Origin of the sequence: Streptomyces sp. NPDC007971, from assembly GCF_042958635.1 — a bacterium.
GTDB lineage: Bacteria > Actinomycetota > Actinomycetes > Streptomycetales > Streptomycetaceae > Streptomyces.
In genome coordinates this window covers 397390-409656 of sequence record NZ_JBIBJK010000007.1, presented here as the reverse complement: position 1 = coordinate 409656, position 12267 = coordinate 397390, and the positions used below count along the sequence as shown (strand labels likewise).

The window sequence follows — 12267 nt, the reverse complement described above, 5'->3', positions numbered from 1 at the left end:
CGAGGGGGCATGAGGTGGTTCGTGACAATCAGGCAGCGAGCTTCCGAGCCGCGCTGTCGCCGGAGCGGATCGCCGAGATCGACGAGATCATCGGTCGCATCACCCGCTGGGCGCGGGGACGCGAAGACATCGTCGGTCTGCTTCTGGTCGGATCATGTGCTCGCAACGCTGCGCGACCGGACTCCGACATCGACATCGTCCTGCTCACCACGGACGAGCCCCGATATCTCCTCGACGATGCCTGGGCCATGGAGCTCGGGCTGGGCGAACTGATCCGCGCTCAGTCGTGGGGAGCGATCACGGAGCGACGCTATGCCACGGCCTCTGGCCTGGAAGTTGAGATGGGCATCGGCTCTTCGACCTGGGCAAAGACCGATCCCGTCGATCCTGGAACACATCGCGTCGTTACTGACGGTGCTCGTTTGCTGCACGACCCAGCAGGCATCCTCGCTGGCCTTCTCGCCGCTTGCTAGGTGATTGGTTTATCGGGCTTGTTGGTGGGGTTCTTGGGCCGCTTGTTCGGGCGGTAGCTGGGGCCGTTCATGATGACCTGGTGGCTGGTGTTGATGAGTCGGTCCAGGAGTGATTCGGCGACGACGGGGTTGGGAAAGAGGGGATACCAGTCGCTGGGCGCCCGGTTGCCGGTGATGATCAGGGATCGGCCTTGCCGTTCGGAGACGAGTTCGTAGAGGTCGTCGGCCTGGGCCGCGGACAGCTGTCGCATCGCGAAGTCGTCGAGGATGAGGACGTCGGGGCGGACGAGTTCGCGGATCCGTTTCTCCCAGGTGCGGTCCGCGTGGCCGCCGGCGAGGTCGGCGAGGATGCGGCTGGTCTTGGCGAAGCGGACGTGAGCGCCCTGGCGGACGGCGAGGTGGCCGAGGGCTTGGGCGATGTGGGTCTTTCCGACGCCGACCGGTCCGAAGAGGATGACCGACTCGCCGGCATGCAGCCAGCGCAGGGCTCCCAGGTCGCGGATCTGGGCGGCGGGCAGTTTCGAGGAGGCGGCGAAGTCGAACTCTTCCAGGGTGACCTGCTGCTCGAACTTTGCCCGCTGCAGCCGTCGTTGGAAGGCGACGGTCTCGCGGCGGGTGATCTCGTCCTGGCAGAGGACCTGGAGGAAGTCGAGGTGGCCGAGCTCGCCGCCATGCGCCTGGGCGAGGCGGGCGTCGAGGGTTTCCAGCATGCCGGACAGTCGCAGAGCCTTGAGCGACTCTCGCGGGGCGGCGTCCATCACGGTCATTGGGCTTCCACCTCGGCTTCGTCGTGGACATGGTCGTCGTGGTTGTCGCCCGTTGTGTCGGGGGTCGTGACGGTGGCGAATAGCCGGGCGGGGCCGTGGAGGAAGGCTGCGGCTCCGGCGTCTCCGCTGGTTTCGGGCTCTGGGTCGGTCTCGATGCCGGCGATGAGGATGCCCTTGATGGTGCGGTAGGACGGGTCGCCGACCGCGATGGCCCTCGCGCAGGCGGCTTCCAGCCGCGTGTCGCCGTACTTCTTCCGCAGCCCGAGAACCCGCTGGGCCGCGCGGAGCCGATAGAGGACGTTGACCTCCAGCAGCTGGTCGATGACCTCGCGGCAGGCGTCGCCGACCTCGGACGCCTGGCTGCGGCACCAGACCGGCGTCCGCATCTGGAAGGCGATCTTCTCCGGCGGATAGTCGCTCTTGTCGGTGCGTTTTCCCTGGTCAAGGGCGGTGTGAGTCTTGACGAGCTGGCCTTCGTGGAAGACTTGCACCATCGTGGCGGTGGAGCGGACATCGACCTTGCGGCCGATCAGCTTCCACGGCACCGAGTAGAGGGTGCGGCCGACCTTGATGTGGATGTCCGGGCCGACGGTGGCCGTCGACCAGCGGGCCAGCACGAACGGAGTGGGCGGCAGGGGCAGCAGTTCTGCCGCCTCCAACGCGTCGAACACGGTCATCGGGGCGGCCCCGCCCAGCGGCCGACACTTCCGTCGCCCGGCGACCTGTTGACTCCACGTCATGGCCTCGGCCTGCATGTGTTCGATCGAGGTGAACTCCCGGCCTCGCCAGAACGAGTCGCGGACATAGGGCATCGGCCGTTCGACCCGGGGCTTGTCCTTCGGTTTCGCGGCCCTGGCGGGATCGACCAACGCGCCGTAGTGGGTTGCGAGTTCGGCATAAGCTTTGTTGATCTTCGGGTCGTAGAGGTCGGGCTTGTCGACCCCGGTCTTGAGGTTGTCCGGGACGAGTCGGCGCGGGACGCCGCCGAAGTAGCGGAAGGCTGCGACGTGCGCTTCCGTCCACGCGTGCTGGTCGAGGTGCAGCACCGGCCGGACGAACATGTGCCGCGAGCACGGAAGGACCATCACGAACGCCCAGAACCGGTGGCGTTTTCCGGTCCGCGGGTCGATCCACTGCCCGAGGAAGCCGTAGTCGATCTGGGCCTCCGATCGGGGCTCGATGTCGTCGCGCAGCACGGTGACCTGTGACTTCGCCACCTCGTCCGGCAGCGTCGCGTGCGCCCAGCGGCGGAACGAGGAGATCGACACCTGCAGCTTGTGCTCGTCACGGAGCCGCTGGTGGATCGTCGAGACGGTCACCGTCCCGAGCAGGCTCGGGAAGAGGGCACCCGGCGGCACATCGGCGGTAGCGCTTCTGTTGGGGGTCTGACTCGGATTCGCCGTCTACACCTCCCATGTCAGCACCTATCACCATCTGTACGGTTCACTGGCGGGCGTCGTGGTCTTCCTGCTCTGGCTGTGGCTGCCCAACCTGTCCCTGCTGGTCGGCGCTCAGTTCAACGCAGAGCTGGCGAAGCCCGTGCACGGGGAATGAGCCGGTCTTCCAGTAGCGGCGGGACCGCCCGCGGCCTTCCCTTCGGCCGGTTCGCTCAGTACGGCACGCACGCGCCGACACCGCACGAACCGTGAGCTGGCCGCTCGGTCGCCTGTGGCGCTGTCTGCCCGTCGGCCGCGTGGGCGGTCGCGGCCTCCGGCCTCGCGCGGTGCGCCGCGTCTCGGGGTGGGAACGGTGCTCGGAGCGCCGTATCCGTCATCGGCCCGTACCCGATGGCGGCGAGTGTGGAGGCGGACCGCACCACGCGGCCGCGAGGCCCCGCCCGATCGGCAGGACCTCGCAAGAGTGAGGCGCTACACCCGACATCGCCCCCGCTCCGCAGGACGCCCGGCTGCCGTCCCGCTGCCGGGCCCCCGACCGTCAGACGGTGCTGAGCATGCCTTCACGCAGGCGGGCCAGGAGGCGGGAGATCAGGCGGGAGACGTGCATCTGGGAGACACCGAGACGTTCACCGATCTGGGCCTGGGTGAGTTCCTCCACGAACCGCCAGTGGATGATCTTGCGGTCGCGTTCGTCGAGTTCGGCGAGCATCGGGGCGAGGGCGTGGAAGTCCTCGATCAGGCCGAGGGCGGCGTCCTCGTCGCCGATGAAGTCCGCCAGCGCGGCCTCGCCGTCCTCGCTGCCGTTGATCGCCGCGTCCAGGGAGGCGGACCTGTAGCCGTTGGAGGCCAGTTGGGCCTCGACGACCTCGTCCTCCGGAAGGCTCATCAGCTCGGAAAGCTCTTGGGTGGTCGGTGTCCGGCCCAGTCGGCTGCGCAGTTCCTCGTTGGCGCGGGCGAGTTGGACGCGGGCTTCCTGGAGCCGGCGCGGGACATGTACGGCCCAGGAGGTGTCGCGGAAGAACCGCTTGATCTCGCCGACGATGTACGGCACGGCGAAGGAGGTGAACTCGACCTCGCGGGTCAGCTCGAAGCGGTCGATCGCCTTGATGAGTCCGATCATGCCGACCTGGACGATGTCCTCCATCTCCTCCGGCCCGCGGCTGCGGAACCGGCCGGCCGCGTAGCGGACCAGGGACATGTTCATCTCGATCAGCGTGTTGCGCGCGTACTGATACTCGGGCGTTCCCTCCTCCAGGACGGCCAGCCGGTCGAAGAACGGCTTCGACAGCTCCCGCGCGTCCTTCGGCGCGACCTTGGAAGGGTCCGTGATCTCCGGCACATCCACCGTCTGCTCGGCGGTCAGCACGGTCGTCGTCGGCATCATGGCGCCCTCCCAGTCGATCAGCCTCGTCGTCGCCGGTTCATCGTCCGGCAGGCACGCGCCTACCCCGTCCGCCGATCGGCACTCCTCGAACTGTTGTCAGTTCCCGCCGGACTCTCCATGGCTGCGTACGATTTCCTTCACCTTGGCGACCGCGAAACCCCAGCCCTGCTCGATGGTCGGCTTGGCCGGGACGGCGATCTCGTCGGGGTTGGTGAGGACGTCCAGCAGGACCGGGCCCGGACTGCCCAAGGCGCGTCGCACGGCGCCCTCCACGTCGGCCGGGTCGGTCACACGGATGCCGGTGATGCCCATGGCTTCGGCCGCGGCGGCGAAGTCGGGGTTGTCCAGCACGGTGCCGAACTCGGGCAGGCCGGACTGCTCCTGTTCGAGTTTCACCATGCCCAGCCGGCGGTTGTCGAAGACGACGAGCTTGACGGGAAGGCGGTACGTCTTCAGGGTCATGAGGTCGCCGAGGAGCATGCTCAGTCCGCCGTCGCCGCAGAAGGCCACGACCTGGCGCTCGCGGTCCAGGCACTGGGCGCCCAGGGCCTGGGGCATGGCGTTGGCCATCGAGCCGAGGTTGTAGGAGCCGATGAGGCGCCGCTCGCCGCGCATCTCGACGAAGCGCGAGAGCCACACGGTGGCCATGCCCGTGTCAGAGGTGAAGACGGCGTCATCGGCCGCGATCCGGTCGACGGCCGCGGCCAGTGCCTCAGGGCGGATGTCTTGGGCGCGGTTGTCCAGCGCGGAGCGGATACGGCCCACCACGCCCTTGTCGTGCGACGGATCGGCGAGCCGGGCCTGACCGGTGCGCCACTGGTCGAAGCGTTCACGCGTCGTCTCCAGGTGCGAGCGGTCACGTGCGCCTTCGAACCCGGCGGGCGCGGCGGCGAGGTCGTCCAGGAGGTCGCGTACGGTGGCGCCGGTGTCTCCCACGAGCCCGACGTCGACCGGTACCCGGCGTCCGATATGGGTGGCCTCGGTGTCCACCTGGATCACGGTCCGGCCCTCGGGATACCAGTCCCGGTAGGGGAAGTCCGTGCCGAGCAGCAGCAGGGTGTCCGCGTCCTGGAGGGCCGCGGCGGCGGCGGGGTTGCCGATCAGCCCCGTCTGGCCGACCTGGAAGGGGTTGTCGTCGCCTTCGAAGCCCGCCTTGGCCTCCAGGGTGAGCACCATCGGTGCGGCCAGGCGGTCGGCGAGGGTGAGGACGTCCTCGCGAGCGGCGCGGGCGCCCTCACCGACGAGCAGGGTGACCCGTTCGGAGCGGTCGAGGAGTTCCGCGGCGCGGTGGACGGCCGACCCGTCGGGCCGGCTCACCGGGGCGTTCAGGGAGAACCGGGCCGGCCGGTCGGCGGTCAGTTCCCGCTCGCCCAGGTCGCCCGGCACCGTGAGAACGGCGACGCCCCTGCGGCCCAGTGCGTGACGCACCGCCGTCTCCAGCATCTGCGGAAGCTGGTCGGGAGAGGTGATGGTCGCGCGGAACACGGCCACATCCCTGAAGAGGGCGTCGTTGTCCACCTCCTGGAAGTAGTCGCTGCCGAGTTCGGCGAGCGGCACCTGGCCGGCGATGGCCAGGAGCGCGGCGTGGCTCTTGGCCGCGTCGTACAGCCCGTTGAGGAGGTGGACCGAACCGGGTCCGACCGTGCCCATGCACACACCGAGGGTGCCGGTGAGCTGCGATTGTGCGCTCGCGGCGAAAGCCGCCGCCTCCTCGTGCCGGCAGCCCACCCATTCCAGGCCCTCGGTGGTGCGGATGGCGTCGGTCAGCGGATTGAGCGCGTCTCCCACGACGCCGAACACCTGGCGCACGCCGAGTTCGCTCAACGCGTCCACGATGACGCGGGCAACAGTGCGGGTCACGTAGTCCTCCAGGTCACACGGTGAAACGGTCGGGGTCGGCGGCCTGCCAGTCGGCCGCCCAGGAGGCGGGCGGCTCGGCGAGCAACTGCCCTGGTCCAAGCCACTCGTACAGCTCCTCGTAGGAGCGCTCGGTGCAGGGGTCGACGCGCCGCCGGAGCATGTGCGGACGCAGTTGGGCGGGGTCGGTGACGCCCATGGACGCCATGATCTGCAAGGCGCTGGCCACGGTCGCTTCCTGGAAGCGCTGTACGCGTGCCGTTTTGTCGGGGACGTGGAGGGCGCGGGCTCGGCGGGGGTCCTGGGTGGTGACGCCGGTGGGGCAGGTGTTCGTGTGGCACCGCTGCGCCTGGATGCAGCCGACGGCGAACATCATCGCCCGCGCGGCGTTGCCGTGGTCGGCACCCTGCACCATGCGTTTGACCAGGTCGGTCCCCGTGGCGATCTTGCCGCTCGCCCCGATCTTGATGCGGTCGCGCAGGCCCGTGCCCACGAGGGCGTTGTGCACGGTGAGCAGACCCTCGGTGAGCGGGACACCCACATGGTCCGCGAACTCCAGCGGTGCCGCACCGGTCCCACCCTCGGCGCCGTCCACCACGATGACATCAGGCGCAGTGCCCTCCTCCAGCATGGCCTTGCACACGGCCAGGAACTGCCGGCGGGAGCCCACACACAGCTTGAACCCGGCTGGCTTGCCACCGGACAACTCGCGCATGCGAGCGATGAAGCGCACGAGTTCGCGCGGGGTGGAGAACACCCGGTGGTACGGCGGGGAGATGACCGTCCGCCCCTCGGGCACGTCGCGGACCCGGGCGATCTCGGCGTCCACCTTGGCTCCCGGCAGAACACCGCCGATGCCGGGCTTGGCACCCTGCGACAGTTTCAGGGACACGCACTTGACGTGTTCGTGCGCGGCCTTGTCGGCGAACTCGGCCGCGTCGAAGTCGCCTTGCCCGGTACGGCAGCCGAAGTATCCGGTGCCGATCTCCCATACGAGGTCGCCACCAGGACGCAGGTGGTACTCCGACAGGCCGCCCTCACCGGTGTCCTGTGCGAAACCTCCCGCCGCCGCACCCCCGTTGAGAGCGAGGACGGCGTTGGCGGACAGTGAGCCGAAGCTCATCGCGGAGACGTTCAGCAGCGCCATGCCGTAGGGCCGGCCGCAGTCCGGACCGCCGATCCGCACGCGCGGCGGAGTCTTCGGGACCGGGCGCGGCGCCATCGACGGCACCAGGAACTCGTGACCGGGCTGGTACACGTCCCGTTCGGTGCCGTACGGCTCCTCCGCGTCGGTGCCCTTGGCTCGCTCGTAGACGATGCTGCGCACATCCCGGTCGAAGGGGCGCCCGTCATAGTTCCGCTCGATGAAGTACTGCTGCAGCTCCGGGCGTACGCGCTCCAGGAGGTAGCGGGCATGGCCGAGGACGGGATAGTTGCGCAGCACCGAGTGCCGCCGCTGCACCAGGTCCCAGGTGCCCAGCACCCCCGTGAACAGGAGCGGAACGGCCGCGAACCACCAGTAGGGCGAGAGCCCGAGCGCCGCGGCCAAAGCCCGAGAGCGGCCACCAGAGTCAGGAAGACGATTCCCACGCGTGTCACACCTGACGCCTTGCCCGGATATCGATCGCCGTGCGCGACAGCCGGGCACTGGACGCTCCCAGTCGCGGTGTCCGCCGGACAGGCCGTGAGCCCTCGGCCACGCTCGTCAGGGTGGTGGACCGCATGGACAGGACCCGGGCGGCAACCTGACCTCCCACTCGGCGCGGAGATGGGACCGAACCGAGGTTTCGACGGTCGTCGGGCCGGCAAGACGCGGCTGGCCTACAGCAGGTCAGCAGCACTGAGATGTCCACCGCGAGGGAACCGTCCGCTCGGCCCGGTGCAGCCACGCAAACAGGTCGAGCGAACCACCCGGGCCGCAAACCCGCAGATCAGGAGCCCTTCGCAGCCGGCTCAAGGATGGCCACACACTCCACATGATGCGTCATCGGAAACACATGGACGACTCCACGAACCGCCCTGTCCGCGCCTTAGCGACCACCCCGTGGCGCACCTTGACCGGGTCAAAGTGCGCCACAGCCCCCGTCAACCGCCTTGGTCCCCAAGTGGTCCCCAAGAATGATCAAGGGGCCGCTTCAGATCTCCTCTGAAGCGGCCCCTGACCTGCGACTTCGTAAAGTCGGGACGACAGGATTTGAACCTGCGACCCCTTGACCCCCAGTCAAGTGCGCTACCAAGCTGCGCCACGTCCCGATGCGCTCACTCGCGGTGACCCGCGTGATCGCGTGGAAAGAACTCTACCCCACCGGCGGGGATGCGCCGACAAGGGTCCGGGCGGGGTGGGGACAATCGGTCGTATGGGAGACGCAGAGGCAGCGGCAGGGGCCGAGCCGGCGGGCGGCCGGGACCGGGACATGGACGGTCGATACGCGAGCGGCCGGGACCAGGACGGACGGGACGTGGAAGGGCGGGACGTGGACGTGGACGGGCGGGACCCGGACGTGGACGGGCGGGACCCGGACGTGGACGGGCGGGACCCGGACGTGGACGGGCGGGACCGGGACGTGGACGGGCGGGCGCGCAGCGCCCGGCCGCGGGACGGGCTGGGGCGGCCGCTGCCGTACGGATCGGAGGGTGTCGCCCGGCAGCCGGAGGGCGTCGTGCGGACCCCGCGGGAGACGGTTGCCGAGGCACAGGAACTGCTGGACGCGGGCAAGCCCTTCCACGCCCACGAGGTGTTCGAGGACGCCTGGAAATCGGGGCCCGAGGCCGAGCGGACACTGTGGCGCGGGCTGGCCCAGCTCTCGGTGGGGCTCACGCACGCGGCCCGCGGCAACGCCACCGGCGGGGCACGGCTGCTGCGCCGCGGCGCGGGCGCGGTCCAGGAGTGGTCCGCCGGGCGGGACGAGGAGCGGCCGTACGGGATGGACCTCGCGGGCCTCGTGCGATGGGCACGGGAGTTGGCCGGGCGGGTGGACGGCGGCTCCGGGCCCGTCGACCCGGTGGCGGAGGCGCCTCGGCTCGGCCCCCGAGGGACCCCGTAGCGCTCGGTGCGGAGGCGATGGACGCATGGTCGGTGGCATGGGGCAGACTCGGGGCGTGCGAAAGATTCATGTCATCGGTATCGGCGCGGGCGACCCCGAGCAGCTGACCCTGCAGGCCGTCAGGGCGCTGCGCGGCACGGACGTGTTCTTCCTGCTCGACAAGGGCGAGGTGAAGAACGATCTGACGCAGCTGCGCCGGGACATCCTGGACGCACATCTGCCCGAGGGGTCGTACCGGTTGGTGGAGGCCCGCGATCCGGACCGGGACAGGAAGGCGGGCGGGGCGTCGTACTCGCCGGCCGTCGAGGACTGGCGCAGCGCCCGCGCCGGGATCTACGAGCGGCTGATCACCGACGAACTGGGCGAGGACGGCACCGGTGCGTTCCTGGTGTGGGGGGATCCGTCCCTGTACGACAGCACGCTGGGGATCCTGGAGGAGGTGCTGGCCCGGGGCGCGGTGGAGTTCGCGTACGACGTGGTGCCCGGCATCAGCAGCGTCTCCGCGCTGGTCGCCCGGCATCGCACGGGGCTGAACCGGGTCGCCCGGCCGGTGCAGATCACCACCGGACGGCGGCTGGCCGAGGGCTTTCCGGACGGCGTGGACGACGTGGTCGTCATGCTGGACGCGCACCAGGCCTTCCGGCAGTACGCCGACCAGGACATCGACATCTACTGGGGGGCGTACATCGGCACCTCGGACGAGATCCTCGCGTCGGGTCCCATCGGCGAGGCCGGCCCCCGCATCGAGCGGCTGCGGGCCGAGGCTCGCGAGCGCAAGGGGTGGATCATGGACACGTACCTCCTGCGCCGGCACCCCGGGGAGGCCTGAGCCGCGAGCGGCGCACGGACGGGGCCGAAGGGGTGTCCCTGCGGCCGACTGCGTCCCAGCCGGCCGCCCGACGGGGTGCCCCTACGGGCGGCTGAGTCCCAGCCGGTCGAGTACGCCCGCCACGTCCGCCACCGCGGTCACACCGTCGGGGAGCGGGGGCCGTCGTACGACGACCACGGGCAGCCCGAGGTCCCGAGCGGCCGTCAGCTTCGCGGACGTCGCCCCGCCGCCGCTGTCCTTCGTCACCAGGACCTCGATCCGGTGGGCGCGCAGCAACTCCGTCTCGTCGGCGAGGCCGAACGGGCCACGCGCGAGGATCACTTCGGCGTCCGGCGGCAGGGGCGGCCCCGGCGGCTCCACCGACCGTACGACGAAGTGCAGGTCCCCGAGGTGGGCGAAGGCCGCGAGGCCGAGGCGGCCGGTGCTGAGGAACACCCGTCGGCCCAGGCCGGGCAGGGTCTCGGCGGCCTCGGCCAGGGAGTCGACGTCGTACCACCGGTCGCCGGGGCCCGGGCGCCAGCCGGGGCGGCGCAGGGCGACGGCGGGGACACGCGCGGCCGTCGCGGCGCGGGCCGCGTTCGCCGTGATCGCCTCGGCGAACGGGTGCGTGGCGTCGACCAGGGCGTCGACGTGGTGCGCGCGCAGCCAGTCGGCCAGGCCCTCGGCGCCACCGAAACCGCCGATCCGTACCTCGCCGTCCAGTTCCCCCGGCCGGGTCACGCGGCCCGCCAGGGACGTGGTGACCCGGAGGCCGGGGCGGGCCGCCAGTTCGGCCGCGAGGCGGCGGGCCTCGGTGGTGCCGCCGAGGATCAGGACGTGCGGGGACATGAGGGTGAGCGTAGGGGATGTCCCCGGGCGCCGGGCCCCGGGCGCTGCTCCTGCCCGTTAGGGTCCGGGCATGGGTTCCATGGCGTCCGTGCGGGCCGTGCTCATCGACATCGACGGGGTGCTGACCGTGTCCTGGCGGCCGTTGCCGGGCGCGGTGGCGGCCCTGCGGGCGATCCGGGAGGCCGGTCTCGGGGTCGCGCTGGTGACCAACACGACGTCCCGTACCCGGGCGTCGATCGCCGGGGCACTGGCCGGCGCGGGCTTCGCGGTGAGCGCCGAGGACATCCTGACGGCACCCGCGGCCACCGCCGCTCATCTGGCCGGTGCCCGCTGCGCCCTGCTGAACAGCGGGGACGTCCGGGAGGACCTGGCGGGTCTCACTCTCGTCGACGAGGAGGACGACGGCGCGGCCGTGCCGGACGTCGTGCTGCTCGGCGGCGCGGGGCCCGAGTTCGGGTACGCCGAGCTGAACCGGGCCTTCGGGCAGCTGCAACGGGGTGCGCGGCTGGTCGCCATGCACCGCAACCTGTACTGGCGCACGGACGCGGGGCTCCAGCTGGACGCGGGGGCGTTCGTCGCCGGTCTGGAGGCGGCCGCCGGCACGAGGGCCGAGGTGACCGGCAAGCCGTCGCGGGCGTTCTTCGAGGCGGCGCTCGGGCGGCTGGGCGCCGGGCCGGGCGAGGCGCTGATGATCGGGGACGACATCGAGTCGGACGTGCTCGCGGCGCAGCGGCTCGGCATCACCGGCGTGCTGGTGCGCACCGGCAAGTTCCTGCCCGAGGCGGTCCGGCGGGCGAGCGGCAGCCCGGACCACGTGCTGGACTCCTTCGCCGGTCTGCCCGGACTGCTGGGGCTAGCGCACTAGGAGCTGGACGGCGCCCAGGATCGTCGCGGCGATCACCAGCTGCTCGAACAGCCGCTGGTTGATCCGGTCCACGGCCCATCGCCCGAACAGCGCGCCGGGCACGACGAACACGGCGAGCGCCGCGTCGAGCAGCAGGGAACGGCCGTCGATCAGGCCGAGTCCGGCGCTGAAGGGCACCTTGGCCACGTTCACGATGAGGAAGAAGAACGCCGACGTGCCCAGGAAACCAAGTTTCCGGAAGCCCGCCGAAAGGAGATACATCGACATCACCGGCCCGCCCGCGTTGGCGACCATCGTGGTGAACCCGCCGAGGACGCCGTAGGACCGGGCCTTCATCCGGCCCGCCCGGGTGGTGACCGCGTCCGGCTCGTCGGCCGCCTCGGTCCGGCGCCGCCGCCACAGCGTGATGCCGGCCATCAGCAGCAGGATCGCCCCGATCGAGGTCCGTACGATCGCGTCGTCGGCCCACATCAGGAACAGCGTGCCGCCCACCACGCCGGCCGCCACCGCCGGGAACAGTCGCCACAGCGTGGGCCAGTGGGCATGCCGCCGGTAGGTGAGCACGGCGAGCACGTCGCCCGCGATCAGGACGGGCAGCAGCACCCCGGTGGACGCACGGGCCGGCAGGACGGCCGCGAAGATCGCGAGGCTGACCGTGTTGGCCCCGCTGACGGCGGTCTTGGAGAAGCCCACGACCAGGGCGGCGAAGGCGAGGGCGGCGAACTGCCAGCCGGATATGTACCAGAGAGTCATCGTGTTCATGCGGAGACCGATGGTAGACGCACGCATCCGGCGGTGTGAGGACCGTCTCGCAGGGCGGTCC

The 12267-nt window shown here is 70.7% G+C and carries 11 protein-coding genes, 1 tRNA gene and 1 pseudogene; 5 read left to right on the top strand and 8 right to left on the bottom strand.

Annotated elements, in window-relative coordinates:
* The first annotated feature begins 14 nt into the window (after positions 1–14).
* Complete coding sequence (locus ACFZCP_RS17720) at positions 15–473, top strand: nucleotidyltransferase domain-containing protein (protein WP_391427913.1); 459 nt, start codon at positions 15–17, stop codon at positions 471–473.
* Here the strand turns inward: ACFZCP_RS17720 and istB are convergent.
* Complete coding sequence (gene istB / locus ACFZCP_RS17715) at positions 470–1240, bottom strand: IS21-like element helper ATPase IstB (protein WP_391427912.1); 771 nt, start codon at positions 1238–1240, stop codon at positions 470–472. The two genes, ACFZCP_RS17720 and istB, sit on opposite strands and share 4 nt — an antisense overlap.
* Positions 1237–2559 (bottom strand): IS21 family transposase, encoded by a 1323-nt coding sequence (gene istA / locus ACFZCP_RS17710; protein WP_391427911.1) that lies wholly within the window; start codon positions 2557–2559, stop codon positions 1237–1239. The genes istB and istA overlap by 4 nt, the downstream gene beginning before the upstream one ends.
* Before the next feature lie 28 nt (positions 2560–2587).
* Here istA and ACFZCP_RS17705 point away from each other — a divergent pair.
* Positions 2588–2794 (top strand): annotated as a pseudogene (locus tag ACFZCP_RS17705) (YhjD/YihY/BrkB family envelope integrity protein); the annotation flags it as partial.
* Between the two features lie 381 nt (positions 2795–3175).
* Here ACFZCP_RS17705 and ACFZCP_RS17700 read toward each other — a convergent pair.
* The 4 genes from ACFZCP_RS17700 to ACFZCP_RS17685 form a co-directional block, all read right to left on the bottom strand.
* The gene (locus tag ACFZCP_RS17700) at positions 3176–4021 is read right to left on the bottom strand and encodes a SigB/SigF/SigG family RNA polymerase sigma factor (protein ID WP_391427909.1); all 846 of its coding nucleotides are present in this window, start codon (positions 4019–4021) and stop codon (positions 3176–3178) included.
* A gap of 96 nt (positions 4022–4117) precedes the next feature.
* Positions 4118–5881: a thiamine pyrophosphate-dependent enzyme gene (locus ACFZCP_RS17695; protein WP_391427908.1), complete on the bottom strand. Its 1764-nt coding sequence runs from the start codon at positions 5879–5881 to the stop codon at positions 4118–4120.
* Positions 5882–5894: 13 nt separating this feature from the next.
* Positions 5895–7427: a glutamate synthase-related protein gene (locus tag ACFZCP_RS17690; RefSeq protein ID WP_391427906.1), complete on the bottom strand. Its 1533-nt coding sequence runs from the start codon at positions 7425–7427 to the stop codon at positions 5895–5897.
* A gap of 630 nt (positions 7428–8057) precedes the next feature.
* A tRNA-Pro gene (locus ACFZCP_RS17685) sits at positions 8058–8131 on the bottom strand.
* A gap of 290 nt (positions 8132–8421) precedes the next feature.
* On the opposite strand from ACFZCP_RS17685, the gene ACFZCP_RS17680 reads away from it, so the two are divergent.
* Together ACFZCP_RS17680 and cobF are read left to right on the top strand one after the other, a co-directional pair.
* Positions 8422–8922, top strand: a complete 501-nt coding sequence (locus ACFZCP_RS17680; protein WP_362683254.1) for a DUF309 domain-containing protein — start codon at positions 8422–8424, stop codon at positions 8920–8922.
* A gap of 55 nt (positions 8923–8977) precedes the next feature.
* Entirely contained in the window at positions 8978–9751 is a 774-nt protein-coding gene (gene cobF / locus ACFZCP_RS17675) for a precorrin-6A synthase (deacetylating) (protein ID WP_391427905.1), read from the top strand.
* 81 nt (positions 9752–9832) lie between these two features.
* Here cobF and ACFZCP_RS17670 read toward each other — a convergent pair whose 3' ends face one another.
* Positions 9833–10579 (bottom strand): cobalt-precorrin-6A reductase, encoded by a 747-nt coding sequence (locus ACFZCP_RS17670; RefSeq protein ID WP_391427904.1) that lies wholly within the window; start codon positions 10577–10579, stop codon positions 9833–9835.
* Positions 10580–10658: 79 nt separating this feature from the next.
* Between ACFZCP_RS17670 and ACFZCP_RS17665 the strand changes: the two genes are divergently transcribed.
* Entirely contained in the window at positions 10659–11444 is a 786-nt protein-coding gene (locus tag ACFZCP_RS17665; RefSeq protein WP_362683257.1) for an HAD-IIA family hydrolase, read from the top strand.
* Here ACFZCP_RS17665 and ACFZCP_RS17660 read toward each other — a convergent pair.
* Complete coding sequence (locus ACFZCP_RS17660; RefSeq protein ID WP_391427903.1) at positions 11433–12206, bottom strand: TSUP family transporter; 774 nt, start codon at positions 12204–12206, stop codon at positions 11433–11435. The genes ACFZCP_RS17665 and ACFZCP_RS17660 overlap by 12 nt on opposite strands.
* Positions 12207–12267: the final 61 nt, after the last annotated feature.

What these genes read in the sequence shown, in the direction of transcription:
- istB (WP_391427912.1), bottom strand. Translation starts at nt 1,240, where the DNA reads ATGACCGTGATGGACGCCGCCCCGCGAGAGTCGCTCAAGGCTCTGCGA.
- ACFZCP_RS17700 (WP_391427909.1), bottom strand. Translation starts at nt 4,021, where the DNA reads ATGATGCCGACGACGACCGTGCTGACCGCCGAGCAGACGGTGGATGTG.
- ACFZCP_RS17670 (WP_391427904.1), bottom strand. Translation starts at nt 10,579, where the DNA reads ATGTCCCCGCACGTCCTGATCCTCGGCGGCACCACCGAGGCCCGCCGC.
- ACFZCP_RS17665 (WP_362683257.1), top strand. Translation starts at nt 10,659, where the DNA reads ATGGCGTCCGTGCGGGCCGTGCTCATCGACATCGACGGGGTGCTGACC.
- ACFZCP_RS17660 (WP_391427903.1), bottom strand. Translation starts at nt 12,206, where the DNA reads ATGAACACGATGACTCTCTGGTACATATCCGGCTGGCAGTTCGCCGCC.